This window comes from Limosilactobacillus panis DSM 6035, assembly GCF_001435935.1.
In the GTDB taxonomy this organism is placed as follows: domain Bacteria; phylum Bacillota; class Bacilli; order Lactobacillales; family Lactobacillaceae; genus Limosilactobacillus; species Limosilactobacillus panis.
The window spans coordinates 1-21,349 of record NZ_AZGM01000006.1; the positions used below are offsets into that span (position 1 = coordinate 1).

Annotated in this window: 18 protein-coding genes and 1 tRNA gene; 17 read left to right on the forward strand and 2 right to left on the reverse strand. The window is 40.2% G+C overall.

Annotation, left to right across the window (positions count from 1 at the left end):
• The first annotated feature begins 165 nt into the window (after positions 1 to 165).
• From FD32_RS00315 to FD32_RS00335, 5 genes are all read left to right on the forward strand, one after another.
• A tRNA-Thr gene (locus FD32_RS00315) sits at positions 166 to 238 on the forward strand.
• A gap of 752 nt (positions 239 to 990) precedes the next feature.
• A complete protein-coding gene (gene mobC, locus FD32_RS00320) occupies positions 991 to 1,557 on the forward strand; it encodes a plasmid mobilization relaxosome protein MobC (RefSeq protein WP_047766795.1) in 567 nt (188 codons plus the stop codon).
• Positions 1,535 to 2,743, forward strand: coding sequence for a relaxase/mobilization nuclease domain-containing protein (locus FD32_RS00325; RefSeq protein ID WP_047766793.1), 1,209 nt, complete (start codon positions 1,535 to 1,537; stop codon positions 2,741 to 2,743). The genes mobC and FD32_RS00325 overlap by 23 nt, the downstream gene beginning before the upstream one ends.
• Entirely contained in the window at positions 2,724 to 3,386 is a 663-nt protein-coding gene (locus FD32_RS00330) for a hypothetical protein (RefSeq protein ID WP_056962071.1), read from the forward strand. Before FD32_RS00325 ends, FD32_RS00330 begins: the two co-directional genes overlap by 20 nt.
• Positions 3,376 to 3,639 (forward strand): hypothetical protein, encoded by a 264-nt coding sequence (locus tag FD32_RS00335; RefSeq protein WP_047769017.1) that lies wholly within the window; start codon positions 3,376 to 3,378, stop codon positions 3,637 to 3,639. Before FD32_RS00330 ends, FD32_RS00335 begins: the two co-directional genes overlap by 11 nt.
• 961 nt (positions 3,640 to 4,600) lie before the next feature.
• Here FD32_RS00335 and FD32_RS00340 read toward each other — a convergent pair.
• Positions 4,601 to 4,804, reverse strand: a complete 204-nt coding sequence (locus tag FD32_RS00340; RefSeq protein WP_053002992.1) for a helix-turn-helix domain-containing protein — start codon at positions 4,802 to 4,804, stop codon at positions 4,601 to 4,603.
• A 260-nt stretch (positions 4,805 to 5,064) separates the two neighbouring features.
• On the opposite strand from FD32_RS00340, the gene FD32_RS00345 reads away from it, so the two are divergent.
• From FD32_RS00345 to FD32_RS00360, 4 genes are all read left to right on the forward strand, one after another.
• Positions 5,065 to 8,253: an SEC10/PgrA surface exclusion domain-containing protein gene (locus tag FD32_RS00345; protein ID WP_161795066.1), complete on the forward strand. Its 3,189-nt coding sequence runs from the start codon at positions 5,065 to 5,067 to the stop codon at positions 8,251 to 8,253.
• A 29-nt stretch (positions 8,254 to 8,282) separates the two neighbouring features.
• A complete protein-coding gene (locus tag FD32_RS00350) occupies positions 8,283 to 11,456 on the forward strand; it encodes a Rib/alpha-like domain-containing protein (protein ID WP_056962072.1) in 3,174 nt (1,057 codons plus the stop codon).
• Between the two features lie 30 nt (positions 11,457 to 11,486).
• Positions 11,487 to 11,804: a hypothetical protein gene (locus FD32_RS00355; RefSeq protein WP_047767180.1), complete on the forward strand. Its 318-nt coding sequence runs from the start codon at positions 11,487 to 11,489 to the stop codon at positions 11,802 to 11,804.
• A 79-nt stretch (positions 11,805 to 11,883) separates the two neighbouring features.
• Positions 11,884 to 12,489 (forward strand): hypothetical protein, encoded by a 606-nt coding sequence (locus FD32_RS00360; protein WP_047767178.1) that lies wholly within the window; start codon positions 11,884 to 11,886, stop codon positions 12,487 to 12,489.
• A gap of 156 nt (positions 12,490 to 12,645) precedes the next feature.
• Here FD32_RS00360 and FD32_RS00365 read toward each other — a convergent pair whose 3' ends face one another.
• Positions 12,646 to 13,023 carry a hypothetical protein gene (locus tag FD32_RS00365; protein ID WP_047767176.1) on the reverse strand — a complete coding sequence of 126 codons (378 nt, stop codon included), beginning with the start codon at positions 13,021 to 13,023 and terminating at the stop codon, positions 12,646 to 12,648.
• A 647-nt stretch (positions 13,024 to 13,670) separates the two neighbouring features.
• On the opposite strand from FD32_RS00365, the gene FD32_RS00370 reads away from it, so the two are divergent.
• The 8 genes from FD32_RS00370 (at position 13,671) to FD32_RS00405 (ending at position 20,993) form a co-directional block, all read left to right on the forward strand.
• Positions 13,671 to 14,105: a hypothetical protein gene (locus FD32_RS00370; RefSeq protein WP_047767173.1), complete on the forward strand. Its 435-nt coding sequence runs from the start codon at positions 13,671 to 13,673 to the stop codon at positions 14,103 to 14,105.
• Between the two features lie 572 nt (positions 14,106 to 14,677).
• Entirely contained in the window at positions 14,678 to 17,554 is a 2,877-nt protein-coding gene (locus FD32_RS00375; RefSeq protein ID WP_047767171.1) for a hypothetical protein, read from the forward strand.
• A 13-nt stretch (positions 17,555 to 17,567) separates the two neighbouring features.
• The gene (locus FD32_RS00380; protein WP_047767169.1) at positions 17,568 to 17,939 is read left to right on the forward strand and encodes a hypothetical protein; all 372 of its coding nucleotides are present in this window, start codon (positions 17,568 to 17,570) and stop codon (positions 17,937 to 17,939) included.
• Positions 17,940 to 17,957: 18 nt separating this feature from the next.
• Positions 17,958 to 18,311 carry a hypothetical protein gene (locus FD32_RS00385; RefSeq protein ID WP_047767167.1) on the forward strand — a complete coding sequence of 118 codons (354 nt, stop codon included), beginning with the start codon at positions 17,958 to 17,960 and terminating at the stop codon, positions 18,309 to 18,311.
• 181 nt (positions 18,312 to 18,492) lie between these two features.
• A complete protein-coding gene (locus tag FD32_RS00390; protein WP_047767165.1) occupies positions 18,493 to 18,909 on the forward strand; it encodes a hypothetical protein in 417 nt (138 codons plus the stop codon).
• 13 nt (positions 18,910 to 18,922) lie between these two features.
• A complete protein-coding gene (locus FD32_RS00395) occupies positions 18,923 to 19,492 on the forward strand; it encodes a hypothetical protein (RefSeq protein WP_053002991.1) in 570 nt (189 codons plus the stop codon).
• Between the two features lie 19 nt (positions 19,493 to 19,511).
• Entirely contained in the window at positions 19,512 to 19,697 is a 186-nt protein-coding gene (locus FD32_RS00400) for a helix-turn-helix domain-containing protein (RefSeq protein WP_047767163.1), read from the forward strand.
• Positions 19,698 to 19,760: 63 nt separating this feature from the next.
• Positions 19,761 to 20,993: a tyrosine-type recombinase/integrase gene (locus FD32_RS00405; protein WP_047767161.1), complete on the forward strand. Its 1,233-nt coding sequence runs from the start codon at positions 19,761 to 19,763 to the stop codon at positions 20,991 to 20,993.
• Positions 20,994 to 21,349 lie beyond the last annotated feature (356 nt).

Consider the following 21,349-nt stretch of genomic DNA (forward strand, 5'->3'; position numbering starts at 1 on the left):
ATCATGCCCTAGCAGCTTAATTATCTAATTTTGTCCAACTTTTGTATTGCACTTCACTTATGTCACAGCCCCTTTTTTTATGGCAAAATGGTGATAATTTGCCAATTTGAAAATTTCCTTTGCATCTTTGCTAATATCTGTTATACTATTATTCGTTGGTTAAATGCTGACTTAGCTCAGTTGGCAGAGCACGTCATTAGTAATGATGAGGTCGGAGGTTCGAACCCTCTAGTCAGCACTAGATAGAATTCAGTAGAATTCGGAAGCCTACAAAAAAAGCCGTAAAAGCTTAATCTGTGGGCTTTTTTGTATACTTAAAAAGTAAAGTGAATGGTTCTGAAACGTTCTGGATTACTGTTTCAAACACACAAATAAACACACAGAATTAAAGATTGTGTTCTGTGTGTTTGGGAGAAAATGCAAGAGGTCATATAGGTTGATATATCAACGTTTTAACGTGATATTTTTGTGTGTTTGAAATTAATTTTGCTTACTTTTGTTGAAAAGTAAGTGACTGTTGTCCTACTTATCGTCATTTGATAAGTGGGGCATTTTTTGTTTCTGTTTGTTGCCACAAAAAGAAATGCTGAAATCCAAACGGAGCAGTCAGTTTGGTCACTGTTGTTACTTATAGTGAAGTTATAAGTAAATCGGCTGGGGAATCTCAAAAGGTGACCTTGAATGTTAATCTCAAGGTACTCACCGTTTTGAATGGAGCAGACGATACAACGATAGGGTGCAGGGAGAGCGTGCAGGCTCCCCGCCAAGCTATAAAATGTATGACAAACTTTTGTTATCATACGTTTTTAATTGCTTGCAAGTTAGTTACTGTTTAGTATATAATATAATTAATGAATTGGTATAGACCAATTAATGCTAAGCAGGAACTAACTCGACGAATTATATAAATTTAGTCAAGCGTTGTCGCGAGCACGCGAAGCTTGAAAATTTATTTTGCCGGGACGGCAAACATGAGGAGGTAAATACACTATGAAGCCGTTACGCAATAAGTTAATTCAGAGCCGTTTAGACGAAGATGAGATGGCTGATTTTGATAAAGTAAAGAAGCTGTTGGGTGAAGAAAACAATTCTAAGGCAGTTCGCCAGATGATCAAGGATGAGATGATGCTAAAGAAAGCTGAGGAAGAATGGAAGAAGGGTAATACCGACTACATTTCAATTTTGCTGACAAAATTATCTGATGAAGAACGGTTACCGTTAACACAAGCTGTGATGGGTATTACAGATACTAAAACATCATCACAATTATCTGTATTACAAAACCAGTTTAGTGATATTCAATCACAACTAGAAGCTATCATGATGTCGGTAACGCAAATGGGCAATAATCTTAACCAAATAGCTAAAGTGATGAATACAGTGGCTAAAGAAGATGAGGACCTAACGGACACAGACTTGTGGAAGTGGATTTCATCACGACTTTTTGAAGATTCACGGTATCTATCAGTTCTCAAAAAGAAAATTGCTGACTTGAAGGTTGAGGTTGGACTCAAAGAAAAGGACGAAAGTACCCATGTCTATCCTGCAAACACATAGTTGCCATTCTAGTTACAATCGTCTGAAGTATGTTTTCAATGAACCAGCCCATTCGTATCGGAAAACCACCAAACGTGTTTTGGCTGCTAGTGGCTTTAATATCAAAATGTTGCATGACAATGATGGTAAAATTTCAGCAACTCAAAATGGTGCCTACCTTGAACGGCAATTTAGGACAGTATTAAAACGTGCTCATAATCCAAGACGATGCTATCAGGCACAAACAATTATTATCTCTTTTGACCCAACGGAATTTGACACATCAGACTTAAAAGCCCAATCACAACAAGCATTACGACTTGTACAGCATTATGTTCGTAAGCACTTTGCCGATTGTCAGTCCGTAATAGCAATCCAAAGTGACGGTGAAGGCGGGAAACTACATGCCCATGTCGTGATGAATACCATCAAACCAAATGGAAAAACAGTTGCAACTAACCGTTTTAACATCAACAAACTCCGCAAAGATTTTGACCGTGAAATGAAAACCAATTATCAGCGAATTACTGGTCGTCAGTGGACCAACCCAGTACATAACCAAACCGAGCGTAAAGACATACATAATCTGACGACTAAATCTGAGTGGCAACACCAGTTGAAAGAGCTAATTAACCAAATTAAGGCAAAGGTTGATAACATTACAGACTTTTTGAAGCAACTTGAACAACATAGCATTACGGTTACTGAACGACAAAAAGGTAAGGCGTGGACATATCATCAAATAGTCAGTACCAAGACTGGAACTAGAGAAATGAAAGTGCGGGACTTTTATCAAAGAATCGATAAAGAAACCGGAGAAATTAAGTCTACCCGCGGTCTAGGCCAATCATTCTCTAAGAGTGAGATTGAACGTTACTTTAATAGGAAGAAAGAAAACGAAAAGGAGAAACAAAATTATGACCGAAGAGAAAACGACGGACTCGAAAAAGTCAAAACCATGGCAGCAGATGCTAGGGCAAGAGCAAGACAACAACGACGAATTAACGAAGTTGCTGAACAACAACTCAAAGAAGCCATTGATGAAGAAAAGCGAAAAGCAGTTGAACAAAAAACTCGACTACTTAATCAGGAACAACGTCAAGCCAGGGGAACTAAGAGAGTTAGCCGACAAGCTACAAAGCCTAAGCGAGAAAGTCGACCAAAACAACCAAGACGTTCAAAAGAAATTGAAGGACCAGAACGATAATGTACTCAAAGCAGTAAGTGATGCTCAAGCTGTTGGCTATGCGGACGGTTTAGTTGATCGAGTTGATAGCCTTGAGCAGAAAATGGATGGCCTTGAAACTAACATTAATTTGCGTGAACAAAATCTTGATCAGAAAACCCAGGAATATGTCGCTAAAGCTGCTGATTTAGACCAAGTAGGTAAGTATCTGGAACACTATACACAAACAGTAAACAATCGCTTAGTACCGACTTTGCGGAATCTTATTTTATCTATACGGAATGGGATAACTCATCATACTAGTGAGGTTACTAATGATGTATATCAACAATTCCAAAATGATACTGGGAAAACAATTGATGAAGTGGTTAAATCAACCGTTAATAAGCGATTCAAACAGGATCGCGAGGATGCTCAGCAGGCGAGCTTGAGTGCTAAGCTTAGTGCGCAAACTAGTCAACAGAGTATTGATAAAATAACAGGAATATTATCTAGTTTCATGCAGCTTTTGGTTCTGTTTGGTCTTGAAATGGTTTGCTTATTAGTAGTTATTCCATTGACTCCCGGGTGGTGGAAAGTGTTCGTGGCAATTAGTTTAATTATTTTATGTGGAACCGCTGATTATTACCTTTATAGAAAGAGGATTGTTAACAATGTCATTTAGTATCCATATGGCAAATGATGAACAGCTTGATTCATTATTGCGTTCAAATAAACGAATTCCTGCTTGGCGGTTATCTAATACGCAGAGTGAACGGGAACGGAAACGGATCCATCAGATTCAACTCCATCGGCAACAACTAGAGAGGGAGAAGGAAGCTGAAACTAAGCGGAAAAAGCAACAAAGAATCGTTTCTGTACAAAAAGCTCAAACTAAAAAGCCGTTATCCCATCAAGGTAACGACTTAGAGTTATAATTTGAATTTAAGCATTATTTTTAGTATCATAATATACGAAAAGAGAGCAGTGAGCTCCTACCTCACTACTCTCAATCGTGAATTTGGATGATTTTTGGGTTTGAAAAGAGATTAGCCTTTGCGGTTAGTCTCTTTTACTATTTGGTAACCTTTTGCAAACAGCAAGCTTGCACGGGCTAAAATCTAAACAGCCACAGCCAACTGGACCGTGCTTATTCCTCCAATCATTCCTAACTCTCGGCATGATTGCTCACCTCCGTGAAATTGGATTGGTGAGGGGTGACGTATCATCCGATTATATTCACTTGGGCATCTTGTTTGAGTAGCTGGCTCATTCAAAAAGCCCTGTTGAAATTATAGCATATCAATCAAAAAGGCCGCTCAGCCCGAAAGCTAAGCGGTCGTCAAAGTCGCTAAACCATGCTATAATATAACCGTAGTTAAAGAATTATATTACTTCAACAATTAGGCTGATAGCTTAACGGTAGCGCTCTTGTTCTGGTGTACTGCAATACACCACCAGCCAAGCGCAACAAGGAACGTCCCCAAAGAGATCAGCTCCCTATATTGACTTGTGCATTAGTGGCAGCTAGTGCATTTTTTAATTTTAGCATCAATTGTTGTATTAGAATAGTTCAAATTTTTACGCACAATTTAAGAACTGCGTAAAAAGTAGACCCTTGAAATCGCTGATTATAAGCGGAACGTGAGGATGATTAAAAAACGTTCTTATTGGGGAATGCCCCAATCTTATCCAACTGTGTAATTAATATAGCGGCAAGTAGTTTGAATGCTACTTGCCGCTTTTTTCGTGTTTTGAATCATGTCCCTGTATTAATTGAATTGTTCTAATGAATGATTGTGATAGCAATTCACTAGTTTCATGTCCCATCTGATCTAACAACCTATTCAATTCTTTACGATATGGTTTGGACTTGAGATTTTCTTTCTTATGAGCGCCCTAAGCTAGTTCGTCGATACTAACATCTAAAGATGATGCAATCTTCAGCATATTGATGGCACTAAAGTTTTGTATTTCGCCACGCTCAACACGGGCAATATAGTTGGTTGAAAGGCTTGCTAATTCTGCTAGCTGTTCTTGGGTTAGGTTATTCTTACGCCTGATGTCAGCAATGTTGGCACCAACAGCTTTAATATCAATCATTTTTTCATACGACCTTTTTATATTAATCGTATGAAACCTCAATATTCGTTTTAAGAGCGTATACGTATAATCTTAACTATACGTATAAGGATAGTTTGTGGTATCATGAAATTGTTTATAAATAAGTTAAGAAAATACGATGAATTGGGGGATACATTACCATGCAAGCAACCAAATCCAAAAAAGACAATAAAAAAATAACCTTCAAAACTAAACTTACACTTTCTACACTCGCTACAGCCGCCGTTACCGGTGGTGCAATGACAGTAACAGGCAATGTTCATGCTGATACCGTTAATACCCAAGCTGATACCCAAACTCAGACTCAAAATCCACAAGCTAGTGACTTAAAGACTCAGCAAGACGCCAGCCGACAAGCTTATGCTGACGCTAACAAGGCGAATGCCGATGCACACCAAGCAACTCAAAATGCACAAGACAACTTAGTTCATGCTACGGCTAAGAACACCGAAGCACAAGGCACTGTTGATAACGCACAAAGTGCTGTCAACCAAGCTTCTAATGACGTCACCGCTGCTACCAACAAGGCTAATCAAGCACAAACCGAAGTTGAAAACGCACAAGACGCCCAAACGCAAGCTCAAAATGACTACGACAATGCCGTAAAGCAAAGTACAACTTCTGCCGACGAACAAGCCGACTTAAATCAAGCACAAGCCGACGCAAAGACTGCCGAAAGAGCTGTCACGGATGCTCAAAGCAAGTTAGCCGATGCTACTAGCAAGCAAAGTCAAGCACAATCCAATGCCGACACAGCTACTCAAAATGTCAAGGACGCTACTGATCGGGTAAACAATGATCAATCTGCCGTCAGTCAAGCCGAAAACAACGTCAAGAACGCTGAAAACGACGTTCAGACAGCGCAAAATCATGATCAAGTAATCGCACAAGACCAAAGTGACGTACAAGCTAAGACTGACGCCAAGAACAAGGCCGACGCAAAGGTCAATGGCGCTCAAAAGGTTAATGACGAAAAGAGTGAAGCACAAAGTAACGCACAAACTGCCGTTAATAATGCTCAAAAGACGGTTGATCAATTAAGTAAGGACGCCAGTGCTCAACCAGTTAAGGAAAGCATTACTGTTAGTCCCGAATGGATCAATCTTGTTAAGTCAATTCAAAATCGGTTCAACAGCACCAAATACGGTGTAATGGACTTTACTGACGAAGAAGGTCAACAATACGTCAAGCTTTCCAACGAAATTGCCAAGAACGCTCACTACATCAATGATCCAACCCAAGCTGCTATTCCAGTTCACATTAACAACGACGGAACTCTCAGCAAGGAAGATCAAATTGACGCCACTCGCTTCTTCCTTTCATTAATCAACCCAATTCGGAAGGATGCTGGAATGCCTGAGCTTCACATGACTGACCAATCATTACAAGTCGGTACTGCTGTTGCTGACGCATACAACGCTAGCGATTGGAACGTATTCCCATACAAGATCAACTCATTAGGAATCACTCAATTCGACAATACCAATCCACATTTCGGACTTCACAATGATCACGCCATCTCTGACAGTGGTGCTGGTAACGAAGCCTTAACCGGCGGCATTCACACTGTTGTCTACAACACACCAGGTGACGAACTAAGTGGTGCCAAAGCAATCGAATACCCAAAGAACTGGGCGACTAACCGCGATCAACTTCACGAACAATTATACAAAGACGTCATTGGCTTCTTATTCCAAGACGGTAGCAATCCAGGACATGCAAAGGTTCTACTAGGAATGCACACCAACATGGAAAACGTTACTGGAACCAACAACGCTTCAGTTCAGTTCGATAAGTACAATCAACTTCACTTCAACGTTGAAGACAAGGCTGACACTTCAACTGAAATTCCCGTTGAAACTAGTTCCCAGACTGACGACAGCACAGCCCAACTTGCCAACGCCAAGAAGACTCTTCAAGACGCTCAGGCCAAGCTTGAAACCGCTAAGCAAGAAGCCAGTCAAGCAAGTGCTGACTTGGCTAGTGCTCAGGCTGACGCACAACACGCTGCCAACGAACTGAAGGCCGCTCAAGACAAGTTAGCTCACGATAGCAATTCCAGCATGTCACTTGCCGACGCCCAAGCCAAGCTCAAGAATGCCAAGGCGGTACTAGCTCAAAAACAAGCTAACCTTGCCGATGCCAAGAAGAACTTACAAAATGCCAACACGATGAAGAGTCAATCTAATAATGCGCTTGAAAAGGCCAATGCTGACGTTAAGAACGCTCAAGACGCCGTACAAACTGCCCAAGCTAAGGCCAAAGATGCCAACGCTAAGGTTGACGCTATCAAGGCCAAGATTGCTAAGGACAACAAGGCGGCTAGCAATGCCGAAGCTAAGCTCAATCAAACCAAGGAAGATCTCCAAGTTGCCCAAAGCAAGAAGGATGATGCTGATAAGGCCTTAACCAACGCCAAAGCTAAGCTTGCCAACAAGCAAAACGCTTTAAAGAAGGCTCAAGCCGACGCACAGACTGCCGCACAAAACTTGAAGAGCGCTCAAGACGCCGTCAAGAAGGCTCAAGCTCACGAACAAGATACACAAGCTGCTCTCGCCAAGGCCAAGGATGGACTCATCACCGACCAGGCGGTTTACGGTAACTCTGTTGCCATCAAGGACCAAACCATTCACGCCGGTGAAATTAACAAGCTCGTTGATCCACAAATTGCCAACCCAATGGCTGCGGACCCAACTCAAAATCTTGTCATGGGTGCCTTCTTACAAATGGCCGCTTCAAAGCTCGACACGATTCCTACTGGAACGACGGCAAAGTGGAACCATCCACAAAACGTCAGCCGTGACGCTAACTTAGTCGGTGACCACAGCGAAGACGTTCTGGTAACGTTCCCAGATGGTTCAACCACCACCGTTAAGATGAACTTACATGTCTTGGCAGCAGTCAAGCCATCTCAGCCTGACACACCAACTGTTAACCCTGATCATGACCAACCAACCACACCTAGTGATCCTAAAGATCAACCAGGTCACAACGTCAAGCCAGGTGATGACAACAAGCCATCAACTGAACCTTCAACGACACCAAGTCACGAAGAACAGCAACCTGGTACGCACACTGACACGCCGACCGCAAAGCCTAGTGACCAACAGCCATCCACTCAGCCAAGTGGTAACCAAGGTTTAACCACTCCTGACCACAAGGCAACGGTAAACAATGACAACAATGTTACTGTCGCACCTAACGCAGACAATAAGGCTGATGGTGCTCAGACTGTCGTAACAAACGGTGACAACAACGTTACTGTAAAGCCAGTTGCTAATGGAGTTGAAAATAGCAAGACCGCAAAGCGCTCTGATCTAAATAACGGTAAGTTACCGCAAACTGGTAACGCTAAGAGCTCAATTGCTTTAGGAATTGCAACATTAATTGGTATGTTTGGTTTAGCTTATGATCGTCGTAAAGATTAGTACGCTACTATAGGAGGAGATTACAAATCATGACCACATTACATTCAAATAAAAAGGCCGTTGCTTTGGCCGCCGCCGCTGCTGCCGTTACTGGTGGAGCACTAGCTGCCACTAACACTGCACATGCCGATACCATTAACTCAGCAAGTGACAGTCAAGCAACGACTAACAATCAATCAGAAGTCGTTAAGACTGCACAAGAACAAGCACAAGACAAGGCCCTAGCTGCCGGCAACGCCATGAAAGACGCTCAAAATGTAATGAATAATGCCCAAAGCAAGGCTGATCAAGCTGATGCAAAAGTGGCACAGAACAATGCTCAAGTCAACACCGATACGCAAGCTGTTCAACAAGCCCAAACTGCGGTCAACAACGCACAAAGTGCCAGTGACCGTGCTCATCAAGCACTCAGCCAGGCGCAAACCAACGCTCAGGCTGCTACACCTGAAGCGATCAGTCAAGCTCAAGCTGATGTACAAACTGCCAAAACAGCTGAAAAAGCAGCTGGGAATGCAGTGCAAGACAAGCAGGGCGACGTAAAGAGCGCTCAGGCTGATCTCAGCCAAAGCCAGGCCAAGGCTCAAGAAGCCGCAAAAAAAGTTGCTAACGATCAACAGGCCGTTTCACAGGCTGAGCGCAGCCTGGACCAACAAGGTGCTCAAAACGATGTTGCCCAAGCTCAAGCTGATCTAAGCAAGGCCCAAAACGCCGAAAAGACTGCTCAAGATGAAGTCAATCAAAAGAACGGTGACGTTCAAGCAGATCAAAGTGAAGTTAACAAAGCACAAGACAGTGTCAAGACTGCCCAAGCTGACGTTAACAGCAAGGCTGAAAGTGAACAAAATGCCAAGACAACATTAGACCAAGCACAAAACGACGTTAACGCTAAGCAAACGGCATTAACTAATGCACAAACTGCCCTTCAGCAAGCTCAAAACCAAAGCACTAGTGGATCAATCACTGATCCAGCTCAATGGGGAATTAACGTCACTGCTACCAATGACGCTAAAGCGGCTGCTCAAGAATACCGGAATGGTAACCACGACAACAGCGTCATTAACCGCATGCTAAACGGCATGACAATTCAATACAATCCAACCAGCAAGGACCAACAAATTTTAGACAACAACGCTTATGTCAACCAATCAATGCCGAATGTCATTAACCAAATGTACACCAGCAACCCACAACTAAAAGTCGAACTCAACGATTTTGTCGCTGGACTACTAAACAGTATCCGTCAATCTCTCGGATTCAACACAACAATTATTCCTAATTCCGCACTAATTGATGACGCACATACGTACATTAACAATCCAAAGACACGGCACACACCATTATTTGGTGACATTGCTGACTTTTCTGGTCTTACTGGAAATGTCGAAACCGAAACCGAATGGAAAGATGGATTCAGCACCCGTGGAACTAACGATTTCTTAAGTGGCAACCAACCATACAGTCTCGAACTCGCAAGTTCAACTGCACCAAAGCACGGCTTACGCTTAGCTGATATTAAAGGTTACATCTTCTCATTATTGCTAACCGGTGATGGTAATGCCAAAGGACTTGTTAACGGTGCCCTTAATAATCAACATTCATGGAGCATTAACGATGGCAATAACGGTGTTGCCTTCAATCCACAACAAAATACTGGACTAGTCCTTGGAACAACGCAAATTGATAACAGTCAAAGCCAAACCTACATTGGCTTAGGACTTGCTAACCCAAGTGGCACTACCAAAGGTGCAAGTATGATCGTATTAACCAGCGGAAATGTTGGTGCCGGAACAAACTACGGTCTCAATCAAAACACCACTAACACCTCAGCTCTTCAAGCCAAGGTTAACCAAGCTCAGACTGCTCTTGATCAGGCTAAGACTGCATTAAATAATGCTAAATCAGCTCATGATAATGCTGCACAAAACTTGGCTACTGCTAAGGCGGCCTTAACCAAGGCTCAAGAAGCTGAAAAGGGTGCCCAAGACAAGCTCGCTACGGCTGAACAGAGCCTGAAGAGTGCTCAAAGTGCTTATCAAAAGGCTCAAGCTGACGTTCAAACTGCCAGCCAAAAGCTTGCACAAGCACAACAGGCAGCTCAAGATGCAAATAAGAGTCAGGCTGAAAAGCAACAAGCCTTACAAAACGCTAAAGCCAAGTTAGCTCAAGACCAAAAGAAGCTTGATGATGCTAACCAAGCTGTTAAGACTAATCAAGACAAGCTTGCACAAGCTCAATCAGCGCTCAAGCAAGCTCAGACTGATCTCAAGAATAAAGAAGCGGCAACGCAAAAGCTAGTACAAAAGCTTAACGACTTACAAAACGCACAGACATTACTCAAGCAAGCGCAGGACAATGCCAAGGCTGCTGACGACTTGCTCAGCCAAAAGACTGATCAGCTCAAGCAAGCTAAAGATGTTCTTAACAGTGCCCAAACTAAGCTTGACACAGCTAAGACTAACGCCAAGTTGGCTCATGACCAACTCGACAAGGCTAAAGCTAACTTCCAAGCCAAGAAGAATGCTTATGATGACGCTGTTGCCCACTTAATCAGTGACGCTCAACAATACGGATTACAAGTCAAACTCGCCCAAGATCACTTCACAATCAATGAAGGTGATCAACTGCCAACCTTAAAGCTTGATAATCAATTTGCACCACACCGTGAAAACAGTGCAATCACTAATATGTTCATGAACTTAGCTGCCATGCCTGGTGACGTCTTACCAGAAGGCACCAAGATCAGCTGGGCAGATCCAACCAAGGCCAACACCGACGCACAACACGCTGGTGACTATACAGAAAATGTTCTAATCACCTTCCCAGATGGTTCGACCATCACCAAACAAGTTGAATTGACCGTTAAGTATAACCCAGCTCTTCACCAAACCCAAACTGACATTACCAACGTTCCAGGTCTGCCAGCTGGTACTCACGTTATTAACGGTCAAGTTGTTAATGCTAATGGTCAAATCATGCCTGAATACCAAGTCATTAACGGTCAAATTGTTAAGACGACCACTGCCACCCAGCTAACCAAAGCTTCTAACGCTATTTCAAGTGAAAACACCCCGCTTAAGCGCAGTGACCTCAACAATGGTAAGTTACCTCAAACGGGTGACCACAACGAAGCTGGACTAATTGGTCTTGGGGTAGCTACTATGTTGAGTATGTTTGGCTTAGTCAGTGTACGTCGTAAGGATTAATCTATCTATTCAATATAAGAGGGCGCGTCAATGAGTAAACATAAACTAAATAAGCAGTTAACACGAGGTGAACTTCAACAGCGTATAAGAAAAGAAACTTTAGAATTGGTTACTAATCTCAATTCCGCACCGGTTGTACTTAGCATGGGTCCTTGGCAAAAGTTCAACGAAACTGCAATGAATGCCAGTGTTAAAGGTGATATTTTTACATTCCTTAATTCAGAAAACCACAAAGATAGCGTTTCATTTGCGTTTGACTTAAATGGAAAATTAGTAATGCGACGTGAGGAAATTAACGGTCATGTAAAAGTAACACCGATAAAGGACTCCGGTAATAATTTGAAATAATTATCGAATTAAAAAATTAATTGAATGAATATAAAATAAAGGCCTGCCCATTGACGGGCCTTTTTCTGTGAGGTAAACAATGTCATTTAAAGAAAAATATAATCAGAATAAAACACGTTACAATGTGGCTGCTATTGTTGTAGTAGTTCTCCTATTACTGCTTGTCCCACATATATACCGGAGCTATCAAGAACATCGGGCAATAGCTGCGGTTAATAAAATTTACAATGCTAAAGGTAAAGCTGCCTTGAATAGTTTAAGTAAGTCTTTTACTATCAAGGTCGATGCAAAGGATAAGACCATTATGTTATATCCAGGCGAGGATATAATGGATCGAATTAATGAGAATATTGAAGATTATTACGAAAGTCATGTTTCCACATGGTCACGGTTAACTGGTGAAGATGATAATTATGGGACCTATGGTAAAATGTCTGTAACTGATAGTACAATTCAGCCAATGTGCTATGCTATTAGTTCATCTGATAGTTTTGTTAAGCATTGGAAGGTCAATGTTTATGCTGGAAAAGGCGGTAGTGATGAGTTGATGTATTCTTATCAAGATGGTCATTTTACAAGGAAGATTGAAGATGGGCTAGATAAATTAGTCGATCGGGGTCAAGAAGAACATGATGAGAACGCCAGTAAAATCCTTAAAGCTGCAATAAACGCTATGAATAGGTAAATGAAAGGCACCAGGTACTTATTACTTTAAGTATCTGATGCTTTTTGATAATAACTAGATATTTTGAATAATACTATATACATTATTCACTATAAATATTTGAAAAAAAGGCCCGTTAAAATAACGGACTTTTAATAGCGAGATATTAGTTATAAGTTAGCTGTTTTCATCTTTTTTCCATAGTTTTGTAATTGCATCATCGATTGCTGTTGGGAGTAAGTAGATACGTACTAGGACGTCGCATGCCTCAGCTCCTTTGTGGATAGCGTCGAAACTTGGATCCAGCTCGTCAATAGCGGTTCTTAAAATTTCCCAGTTACCAACGAGATTTCTTTCAGCTTGTAGCGTGTTAAAGGTGTAAGAACCACTTCCATTGCCAGTAACGGAATCCACATTAAATAATTTTTCATTTAATTCTTCAGTGGCTTGTTGTTTTCCTGATGCTAGTAAATTTAAGCGATTTGTAAAGGTTAGTTCATTTTTAATGTAGTCGATTATGTCCTTAGTTTCTTCTTGTAAGTAATTATATGTCATATTTGAGACCTCCAATTCTTGTAATCGAAGGCTTCACAAGCGTGATATTATCACGCTGTGTTAGTTAAATCATAAAATTTATATAAGATTTTTTTAACGGCTTGACAGAATTGTAAAATTGGAAAACAATACATATAGAGGATAAAACATAGTAACTTAGTTGATTTCAGCCGTTTATGAGGATATGGTTCGTAACCAAGACGTTGGAATGCAGAGCATTCCTTGGTTGAACCTTGTGTAGTAACTGTGTTGATTGAAATTAGTACTGATTATGACGGTTACACTATTTACCATATTCTTACTTTTACTTTGACGGTGGGGTACAGAGTACCCCTTAATGGAATTATGTTGTAAGAAGTTTTTTATTGGGATTAGTTGGTATTTGTAACCTTCATAGCAAAAATAATTTGAGGATGTAAATAAAGAGCGACAAAGTCGCTCTTTTTGGATTGATGTTGGAACTGAATTACGATTTTTAGGTGAACCTTTTTGGTTCGCCTTTTTTGTTGTTTTACTTTCAAAGCAAAATTGCTTTCCAGACTTAAAATCGGGCAGCAAAGCTGCCCTTTTTTGACTTGTGTTCGAAAAAAACGAACACGGGTTGCTAAAAACAATCGAAATTCTTAAATATTTAAGGAGGCATTTCCATGAAAAAAATTATTAATGGAATCCTATACAACACTGAAACTGCTAAAGAGCTTGCTGAATGGAGTAACGGTCTTTCTTCATCTGATTTTTCTAATGAAACTGAAACCTTATATCGTAAGAAGAATGGACAACTGTTCTTATATGGTAGTGGTGGTCCACTTTCAGAATATGCAGTATCCTATATGCAGAGTTGGACATCTGGTGAAGACATTAAGCCTCTTACAATTGAGGCAGCTAAACGTTGGGCAGAAAACAAGCTAGACGCTGATGAGTATGAGGAAGTCTTTGGTGAAGTTTCTGAAGGTGATGAGCTGGTATCGGTCACACTTCAGTTTGAACATGATGTCTGGAAAAAACTAGTAAAATTAGCAAGTAGCGAATACACTCCAGCAGAAGATGTTATAGAAGAAATCGTCACAAAGAACTTTCAATAAATTCATTGAGAATAGAGAGTGCTTTTTGTTATAATTCTGATGCTTTTATACAGCATTATGCTGTATATATGCCATATTGCGATATTTATTTAAAAATATTTTTAATAAAAAGATTGACTAAAACGTAATATCGCTTATAATAATGTCATACGGAACAAATCCGTATGGAAATGAATATAAAAGTCGTTATTATCAGTTCCAAACCAGCACAGGCTAAGTAGTCGAGAATTGATGCTCTCGGTCGAAATTTTACCTAAGCCAATTGTATCTCTAACCACTAAAAGTATCAGAAGCAGGGTGTCACGAACCCTGCAACCCGTGAGGATGCCGTGGTAGTGTGAGCGGATTGAGATTGGACGTTCAATCCTTAAAAGCAATAAGTCCTGACGTATGATAAAAATGCTTGTCTAAGCGAGGATACGCTTAGAATTAGGCGGTAAAAAGCCTGCATTCATCAAAATCCGACGACTATAAATAAACAAATGACTTTAACAGGTCGTTTGATAATAGTGAGAGTTTATCTCATTACTATCAAACGGCCTGTTTTGCGTTTAGAAAGGAGAGTTGAAACTATGTTTGTTCAACAAAAGCTATTTAGTCAGTGGCAATTACCGGGCGAAGATCCTGGAAAGGTAATCATTGGTTTTGACACTGAATACCAATCAAACACACGAAACCAAATTCCAATTGGTGGCGAACTAATTGAAGTTAACCAACGGCGGCTAGAAGATATTATTTCAATCCAGTTAAGTTTTAACTATTGTAATCGGTCACCCACCTTGTATTTTATCAAGCGGGATAGCACTGATGATGTTTTCCGTTTTAGCGATGTAATGAAGTTGTTGAAGAAGTATTTGCGACATATTGGCAGCTACGATGAAGTGAAGAAGTTACGTAAGTTCACCTTAGAGTTTTGGACTTTCTGGGGCGGTGTCGATCTTAGTGTTTTCAAAGACTATGAAAAAATTCTGACTGAAAATGCGCGTAAGAAAGACAAAGCCAGTAAGATCGTTGCTATTCACAGTAATACCGTCTTCACTAGTCAACCACTAAAGCTGCTCGTTCGGGATAAAAATCGAAATATCGTCAAATTAACGAAAAACGACCATTTAGTCATACGGGATATGACTAAGCTTGCACCTGGTAAGTTGAACCTAGCTGGACTTGGCAAGTTGATTGGAGTTCCGAAGATCGATACTGAAAAATGGGATGCTCAGGACGGACACACCAAAGGATTTTATAAGTCACATATGACTAAACTCTGGCAGAATCGTCGGAGTGAGTTTGTTGATTATGCTCTTGAAGATGTGGTTGTGACTGCTTTATATGGAACTTTTATTCTTAACTTTCAGCAGACTTTAACCAAGGACGGGTTCGGAGATTTTAAGCCTCTACAACTGAAACCTTCGCTTGGTAGTATTGTTGGAACGATTATTGGTTGTGAAAATGAACAGCCAGCTGATTGGATTGTTGATGAGGTTATCAAACTTCTATCACAACTTAACCAGCGAAGTGATAATGATGAAGATTTTGAAAGTTTCTTAATGACCATATGTAAACCCAAAATAACAAACGTTAAAGGTAAGGTTGAACGTAACTATCACTTTGATGAATTGTTAGCGGAGCCAACGCCAGAGCATTTGAGGGAATGGTTAACGGATCATCTTGACTTTGACAAGATCCGCAAGGGTTATGCTTTCCCGCGAACAGATATTAGTAATGATAGTAGTCATAAGCATTTAGTTCACGACATGACTAATAAGGTTGATGCTCCTCTAAATCGGATGTTTGATGATGCCGTTAAAGCGTATAGCGGCGGCTATAACTTGGTTCAGTGGACTGGCGTGCTTCCGGCGGACGGTGAGAAACGTGATTGGGATTTGAGTTCAGCTTATTCGGAAGCTGGTCACCTAATTCCAGATATTGCGCCAGGTTTGGGTGCCGTTAAGTTCAGGGAGTTTCACAACTTGGCTGCTAACCAGTTTTCACGAATTGTTAAAGCCACCGGAAAAATGAACGGACCTTATACAGTCGGCGTGGGGATCTTTGATATTGAATATCCGAAAAACTACAAAGGATTCGTAATTACCCCGAAAAATGTTGATGACGGTCCTCGATATTTTCGGAAGATCCAAGAAGTTTACTTATCCTATACAGACGCTTACACCGCTTGGGTTTGTGGCGCAAAGGTCTTCACTCATCGAATTACCTTTGTGAAACAAGCAAAGATTCAACCTGGAACATTGAATGGCGTCAGTCGTGAAGGTCATATTCAAGACATCTTCCAGAAACGCCGAGAGCAATATACTCACGGAAGTCCCGAGGATCAAATGAACAAAAACGTGGTCAACCAGTGCTATGGCGTAACCGCTGAAGGCATTAAAGAAAAGACTAGTCCTGATTACAATAACGGCCGTCCATATTATGTACCGTTTTCAAGGATTACTAATCCACTAAAAGCTATGCAATTTACGGCCATTACTCGTTTACACATAATTACTTTGCAACGGGCAATTTGGCTTGTTGATTCCAGTACCATCTTCCTAAATAACGTTACAGATGGTTGCCTTACTTGGACTAAAAAGCCACTTGATATTGACGACATCATGAATGTAATGGACCAGATTACTCTAAAAGAAAATCGTTGGTATCACGACATGGTACACCAATTTTTTGACGGTAAGTATGTGAAAAGGAAAGACGGAACAACTGATGAAACTGCTAATTTACGAACGCGGTTGACATTTAGTCGTGATAATAGCTTGAAAGCGATGGTGGGATTAACCAAGATCACACCTCAGGAAGTCTTTGAGAATTATCTTGATCTCAATCGCCCTACTATCAATGTAGTTAATCATCAGATTACTGGAATCACAGCGATGCGTCACGAGAAAAAATTTCAACATCTGCAAACATCTTGGGATCAGCCAACCGATTTATTCTTTGCTTATGATATGGCCCAAGTGCCAACCAAGTATCATCACAATGGGAAGTACGTTTTCTGGGAAACAAGACCTTTTGACTCAGAGGATGAGTTTAATCGTATCTGGCAAACAGGTCGTGACTTACTCAAGTATGGTGTTTGGTACCTATCAAGTTATGCGCCGTTCTTTGCAAGAGCATTTAATGAACTTCAAAAGGGGTATCGACCGACGAAGTTTTGGAAAGTTGTTAAGAAAGACCGTCACGGTAATTCTTATTATCATCGCGGCACTGAAGTATATCGAAATTGGGTGTTCTATGTTGCAAGAAATAACTTAGAAGTTCAAAAGTCATACCAAATAATCGAACAAAAGTTTATTGAAGAAGGATGGCCCTATCTGCGTGGTCCTGAAGAGCGTGACATTCCTCAGCTTCAATCGTTTCGGGCAACTATACGGCGTATTCAAAAGAAACATATCAAGGTTCTTCCAAATTACATTTTGTTGCATGAAGTCAATCTAATTTAAGGAGAATTAAATTATGAATAGTCAATTATCTAATGTAAATCAACTAATTATTAAGACAATTAAGGAAAGCTTTGAACGAGAATTTGTATCAAAATTGATTAAGAATATTGGCTTACCAAGTGCCGAGTTTCTATTTAAATATGAGTTTAATCGAAAGTTTGGTACTTATGGTGAGTTATGGGATGGAAAACCTAATGAATACATTGATACCAATAAAATCAGTCAAATTCTTAATAAATGTGGAGTTTCAAAAAAAGAGTATGATGCTCTTTATCACTTAACTGGTGAAGCCCGCGTGAAAGTGTTAGCAGAACTTCAAAACGATGTAGTGGTCGGAATTCCATGGCAAATTACACCTGATGAATTATTGAAAGAACATAACTAATGAAGGAGAAATCAAATTATGAAATCAAATCTTAACTTAGCTCAAGCAATCGTTACCTTAGCAGACAAGGTTTATATTGGTTACGCCATGGAACGTTTAGATAAGGAAGGCCCTAAGGCAAACGTACTCGACGTGATGTTTAAGTATCGGGCAGAAGCTATCCGCAAGTACGGATACTATGGTGAATTATGGGATGGTAAGCCGACAAAATATGTCGACAAAAAGATGATTGAAGAAACTTGTGCAGAGTACCACATCTCAAAGCAAGAATATGATGCTTTTTACCACCTGAAGGCTGATGATCGGCTAGAAGCCTTGTCCTACATTTGGCTTGATGGGTTACGCGAAGGAATGGAATTGTTAGATGAATAGGAAAGAGGTAATTGTTTTATGGATGTGGAATGTTTACAGGAACGAAAGTTAATTAATGCACTGACAAAAGGAATGCTAATGCTATCTTCTGGTGTTTCACCACCTAATTATTAATGACTAAGAAGTATTGTCTCTCGATTGCATAGTGCGATGTTTGTTAAATGAATGGAGGAAACAAAAAATGGATAAGAAGTTATTAAAGTTTTTACCAATGGAAAAGTTTATTGAAGCTGCAGCACCAAAAATTCTAGATGGTGTTTGTACGATTTTATCTCCTAAAATGCCGCCTTCAGATCTTTTCGATATGAGTTGGGCTGACGTTGATCCAGACGCATATCTCCAAGCGGTTAAGTGTATTGGGGAGTACGCAGAACGCTGGAAAGGTCTTCCTAATGTTGTTATGACACAAACAGATATTGAAAAAATGAAGTGTAAGTATAATATTAGCGATCGGTTGTATGATGAGTACTTTCAGCTATCAATGAAAGAGAAAAAGATTGTTCGCGTATTATCCAAAGCTCCAGTGAGTGAATGCATGCCAGATGAAGCTTATTATGATCCTGATGACTTGGATGAATTGAATCTTTTTGATGACTAAGGAGTTGATAACTATGTATCTTTCTTTTATGAGGTATAATCACCGTTACACTTTTAAAGCTGATATTGAGGGTTTTAAAGTGAACGATGAGTATGCCGCATCAATTGATGAAGAACTATATAAGCCAGTAGTTACTTTGGAGAATGTTTATTGCTTAGATCCCGATGATAAATTTAAGTTTGTGGCTATCGGTGCTGAGTTGAATTATGGTAAGCAACTAGCTCAGTTAGGGCAATTAGCAAAGGGAGAAACAATTCAGTTCAATGCTCGAATTGTCTCTCCTTGGGCACATAAACTTCAAGAAGATTTACGTAATCCGACAAAGGTTTCGATTATCAAGCCGCTGATGAAAGAACGTTATCCAGTACCAGATAGTGAAAAACTTCGTGTTGGTTACATCATGGAAGTGAATGGCCCAATGAATGGTCAACCATACGATTCTCATCTGGTGCATCAATATGATAATTGGTGTGATATTTATGGATGCAAAAAAGGCTTTGCAACTCGCCAAAGTAATACAAAGCCTTCAACAACAATTCGCCAAAACCGTTGTCATAAACATTATGGCACGGATTCAAATTAGATGAAAGGAGCTTGTCATAATGTTTGGAACTGAATTTAAGAATGCTCGACAACTTGCCAAAGCTCTTGGAATTGGTAACACAACATTATTCAAAATGCTGAAGAAGAAAAATCAACATGGGCAATCATGTCCGGTTCATCAGTTAGCCCCTGGCTGTCGTAAGTATTACAAGGTCGATGAAGTCAAGCAGTGGCTAATGAATTAGCAATGTGTTGTGTTACAATAAAGGGGGCCTATGTGACCTCTTTTTTATTAAGAGGTAATTAAAATGGCAATAACATTAATCAAAAGTGGCAAGAAAAAAGGGCATTATCGTGTGCGGATTCAACCCGTTGATAGGACAACTGGTAAAACGATAAAGATTCCAAGTGTTATTACAAATGGTACTACCCGTAGTGAAGCTGTTAACCTAGAAACAAAGTTATGGGCAAAGTTTCATGATGAAGTCAAAATCGAAAATCAAATGCTTGATCAACCATTGTCAGAAGCATTTCAAAAGTACGTTGATGAATGTCACGATAATGATCGCTGGGAAGATTCAACGTATTATGATTGGCAGTATACTGCTAAGCTAATTAAGAAATTCTTTGGTCGTCAAAAGATTAAAGATGTTCGTGAAGCTGATGTTAATTCTTTTGCTCATGATTACGTTAAGAAGCATAAAACACGAGTGGCAAAGCATACGACAATTGACCGTCAATTGCAAAATATTCGATCATTCTTTAATAAGATGCGTCAATATGGATTGACAGTTAATCCGGTACCTGAATCAGCTTTATCACAATTCTTTCGGAAAGGTGATATGACTATTCCAGATAAAAAGTATGTGTTTACTAGTGATGAGGTCAATGCAATTCGAACAACTTTGTTTGCTGAGTTAAAAAATACGCCATTTATCTATTGGGGTAGTCGATTAGCAATTTTAATTGCGTTAGATACTGGAATGCGTCCGCAAGAGATTCAAGCATTGCGCTGGGATGAGTTTACAAAAGAAGGTGGTTTTACCGTCTTATCTATTGACGATTCGTGGTGTGAACGGTCAAAGAAATTCAATGGCCATCTTAAAGCGCGAATGCATGGTGAGAGTCGGAAGACATTGTCTATATCTTCGGAACTGTTGGATGTGTTGAAAGATTATCACCAGAAACAGGAATCAATACTAAATAGGAAGAAATTAGTAAATGATAACAACTTAGTTCTTCTTAACTTGACAGATTTTGTTAGGTGTTCTGAGGGATTGCCAATAGCACAACGAACAATGAATGATATGCTTAAACGCACTGCTAAAAAGGTTGAAGTTAATAATGGATCATTAGCAGTAACTATGTATACATGTCGTCATACCGTTGCAACTAAATTAGGGAATACTCCTAACATGAGTTACCCATGGGCAGCTAGTCGACTAGGACACAGCCTGCAGATGTTTATGCGTACTTATGTACATCCTGATAAGGACCTAAATCAATCAATGCTTGAATTAGCAGTGACTGCAAATAACTAGATAGAGAATTTCCGTGTGTTTACGAAACACACCAATTGGCGCCATGCAAAATGACCCCATGTGGCTGTAAGGCCGAGGGCAGCATCACTCTGTCCATCTAGTCAGCATAAATAAAACTTACAAAGTTTATCAATCCTTGATATATCAACGTTTTGCAAAGGTATATCAAGGATTGTTTTTGTTTATTTAAGAATGTAATGCACACGGCTGTGCACACAGAAAAGCTGTGTGCATGATCTTGCAGCGGAAAAAGACTGTATACACTGATTTAATGGGCTTTGTGCCCATTTTTTTGTGTGCAACTGAAACTTGAAAGCTAATAATCACGCCAAAGGCGTGTGGTTATTGGCTTTTTT